Origin of the sequence: Vibrio sp. A1-1 (assembly GCF_021728175.1) — a bacterium.
In the GTDB taxonomy this organism is placed as follows: domain Bacteria; phylum Pseudomonadota; class Gammaproteobacteria; order Enterobacterales; family Vibrionaceae; genus Vibrio; species Vibrio diabolicus.
Genome location: NZ_JAKKCL010000043.1, coordinates 1 through 3,477, shown reverse-complemented (window position 1 = coordinate 3,477; position 3,477 = coordinate 1). Strand labels below are relative to the sequence as shown.

Here is a 3,477-nt window from a genome sequence, read left to right as displayed (position 1 = left end):
AAGGCGAAAACTGTGAAGGTGAGCAGGTGAACACTTATGTGAAAGCCGTGTGAGGGAAAACCTCATGCACGGAATTGAAGAGGGGTTGCTGGATAAGAGTTGATTCGAAGCCAGTGACCTACTCTACGTAAGTACTTAAATGGCTGATTTTTAAATCACTTCCTTAAAGGGCAGCTATTAACTCTCTAATCATCATTAGCCTTTTTAATACATAAATGAGTATCAATACGCTGTTGTTTTTTCGAGTTACATTTTGGGGCACTTTTGCGTTAGAAAGTGCCCAATGTGAAGTTTCTGGACAATTGTGAGTTGCGACCTATAGAGCATTCTAACTTTTCGTATTACTACTAGTAGTGCAACCATACAACCAGTCTACACGTGGGTGGCCAAACTTCGTTATCCACTACATTCTTATCGTTTATTTTGCCAGATAGATATCGACTATTCATTGAGTTTCTTCAGGCTGATATACCAATTGGGAGTATTTTTATTGATTTGAATTTTTCTCCTATACGTATGATATCCACTTTTTGATACTTCTAAGTCATACGTTCCATAGGTTAAGAGCATTTGTGGGGAATAGCGCTCTTTAATATTTATAATCCTAATTCTTGCGTCTTCGGGTTCAGTTTTGATTGTGATTGGTATCTGGTTGTTATACGTCTTATGAGGAGTCCCAATCTCGTAAATTGACTTCATCCCTTGAGGAACTGGCAGATATCGTACTGATTTAATCTCACCTTCCTTTATAAAGGCCAAATAGTAATCCCCCGAACTTAAAGGTGTCGGTTTATATGGCGCTCTTAAGAGTGTTGATTTCTTAAAGAGGTAAATATCATACTCCGGATCAATATCCGTTAGTGTCAGTATTGTCTCCCCTCCTGTCGGCATAAACCTCATTTGGTTCATTTCAGGTATGTAGCTGAAATCCTTTAGGAATGGTATATCATAGTTAACCACTTTGGAGACCATTTCGCCAATCACGCTCGACCGAATTTCATTTAGAATACTCGATTCAGCATAACTGTGAGAGCTGAACAGGCACAAAATGAGCAATAGGTTTGTTTTAGTCATTACATGAGCCCTCCATAATCAAATCAACCATTGAACTACTCGCGACTTGGCTTAAACAGTACTTGATTACTTCATTTGAAATTTCATCGCTCACCCCACTTTCATTAAGCGTCCTACTAGCTGCTAATACAAAATTAGTGATTAAGTCAGGGTGGCTTTTGTAAACTAACTCAAAGCTGTCAGCCTTGATCTTTGTATTAGCTTCATCCTGAACCGAAGATAAAGTGTCAATATAAGCCTCTTTCATTTGGGCTTTTGCTTTTGTTATCAGTGGATTTTTACTTTTATTTTCTGGAGCTATTTTGCAAACTGGTGGAACAAAGCACTCATGGAGTATAGATGCGACAATCGATGCATCAGTAATCGCCTCGAAAAGCTCCTTGTCATAACCGCTAGGCTTCATATCCCTCTCTTTCATGCCCTCTTTTGACATTAAACGCCTTTGGAACATGCTAGGTGTCACCGAATCTAATTTATAGAAAAATTTTCGGAAGCCAGATTTGCCCCTGCATTTGACGACTACGTAATATGCATCATGCATAGCGACATGCATCGGTGAACGCCGAGTTTTATCCAGTTTGTAAATGTATTCCTCATTGAAGATTGGGTCACTACTCTTAGGGTTATAGCGAAAGGGTTGAACCCTTAAAAGTGAAAATTCGATCATGCAGTCAGCCATAATAGGTTGCCAACGCATAGCTTCGTCAGGGATGATTAGCCCTAGTCTCTCTTTGATACTCATTGCAAGCTTGGGTTCGAGTTCCCTATTTTGTTCGCTAGGAAGTCTTTCTTCGATAAGAAGATCTTGCTCGTTTACCTGACTGCCTACGCCATAATGGGCATGTCTAAGTAGGTCTTCTATACTCGGATCGAAGCCTATGTACTTGCTTTCATTTTTATCTATGCAATCGATGAGATCGTTTTCTTTTGTATGCCTCAAATAACCAATGACACTATGTGTGCTGATGGACTGGGAGCCAAGCTTCATTTCATCAGCGATCCACGTTAGCACTGTTTCTGATGGGTTCTGATTGGAGAGGTCCACTGGAAAAAAATTCGTAAACTCGGGGTTATGACAAAATTTCATATAGAAATGGAATAGCTTAGCCGTCTCCGTTCTAAGTGCATCCCTTTTCGCTTCCAGTTCAGATATTGTGCTTTGACGTCTTTTCTCAGATATAACAAGTTTGCTTTTTCGTAGGGCTGATAGTTTATGATTTATCCCTGTTATTGAGTCCAAAGACCTTAGTTTTCGTTCGTGAAAATCATAAGTAAGGATCCGAAGTATTGGGAGCCACAAACCAATAATAATTAACGCCATGTACTGTATTAGTGGAGACTCAGGCTGATAGGAATACTTCTTCTGTAAGGATTTTAAAAGGTCATCAGGGAACTGTTGTTCCACAAGGTTAAACTTCTCGTCGTATTGGATAGCAACTAATTTGGGCCAAAAAGGGAGTAGAGGCATGACTTTGTGAGCCACATAATACCCATTGTTTTTACTGTCCAAAATTACCGAATCAGGATGAGTTGAATATTTAGAGGGACCCCAAAATAAAGTAACTAAGAATGCCAATGAAATCACGAATAGGTTGCTGCCGACCAGAAAGGTTGAGCTCATTCTTCCATTTGGTTTTTTCAATGCTTTAACTACCAAGCCAAAGCCGAACGTTGCCACCAATCCAAGTAGTTTTGTTGAAAGTATCATTATTTCTTAGGTTTTATTGTTTATGTTTTTTTAAATGTTAGGTCAACAATACTTAACCTAACCTGTTGATAATCATAATATTACTTTTTTCCATGTTTGTGTAGATAAAGCTGGCTATGTTGCATAAAAGAATAAGGTCCTGCAACTACCTTTGATCAACTTCAAGGAAGTATTCTATAGCAAAAAAACCATTAAAAAACAATCTGTTACTGTTTTTTTAACTTGCATGCAAAGATATACTGCCGCATAATCCAACCACATAAGTTACTGATTTTCTTTAGAAAAGACAATGACAACCAACACTAATCAAAAGCACCCAATCGCAAAACTTGTCAATGTAATCACTATACTGATTGTTGTAGTCGGTATGACAATGGCGACTGCTCGGTTCTTTTCTAGTACTTGGCGCCAAAAGGCTTACGGAATTAGCGTTAATGAGCAATCTGACTGGAAAGTAAAGTACTATTGGGATATGGACTTAGAGAACCCAAACGGTTGGTAAATCCCTCCTAAGCAACATTTCGGATAACTAAAAGTAATTTAATGGCAATCTTAAACCAAATCGTTTTGGGGCGTGCGACGTGAGGTCGTATGAAGCGCTGTTCACCGCTCAACGAGTGAACCATCTGTATCACCAGATGAACCTAGGACTCTGAATAAAGTAGCGAGTCTGACAATGTAACGAAGGTTGGTAT

General features: G+C 39.0%; 3 protein-coding genes. 1 reads left to right on the top strand and 2 read right to left on the bottom strand.

The genetic code is table 11. The annotated features are described in order from the left end of the window. Positions 1–441 precede the first annotated feature (441 nt). Both L3V30_RS23865 and L3V30_RS23860 read right to left on the bottom strand, forming a co-directional pair. On the bottom strand, positions 442–1,074 hold the full coding sequence (locus L3V30_RS23865; protein ID WP_237310146.1) for a PEGA domain-containing protein: 633 nt from the start codon (positions 1,072–1,074) through the stop codon (positions 442–444). Then, the gene (locus tag L3V30_RS23860) at positions 1,067–2,782 is read right to left on the bottom strand and encodes a hypothetical protein (RefSeq protein ID WP_237310144.1); all 1,716 of its coding nucleotides are present in this window, start codon (positions 2,780–2,782) and stop codon (positions 1,067–1,069) included. The genes L3V30_RS23865 and L3V30_RS23860 overlap by 8 nt, the downstream gene beginning before the upstream one ends. A gap of 289 nt (positions 2,783–3,071) precedes the next feature. On the opposite strand from L3V30_RS23860, the gene L3V30_RS23855 reads away from it, so the two are divergent. Continuing rightward, a complete protein-coding gene (locus L3V30_RS23855; protein ID WP_237310142.1) occupies positions 3,072–3,284 on the top strand; it encodes a hypothetical protein in 213 nt (70 codons plus the stop codon). Positions 3,285–3,477: the final 193 nt, after the last annotated feature.

Excerpts from the sequence above, each read along its gene's own strand:
- L3V30_RS23860 (WP_237310144.1), bottom strand. The coding sequence starts at position 2,782 with ATGATACTTTCAACAAAACTACTTGGATTGGTGGCAACGTTCGGCTTT.
- L3V30_RS23855 (WP_237310142.1), top strand. The coding sequence starts at position 3,072 with ATGACAACCAACACTAATCAAAAGCACCCAATCGCAAAACTTGTCAAT.
- L3V30_RS23865 (WP_237310146.1), bottom strand. The coding sequence starts at position 1,074 with ATGACTAAAACAAACCTATTGCTCATTTTGTGCCTGTTCAGCTCTCAC.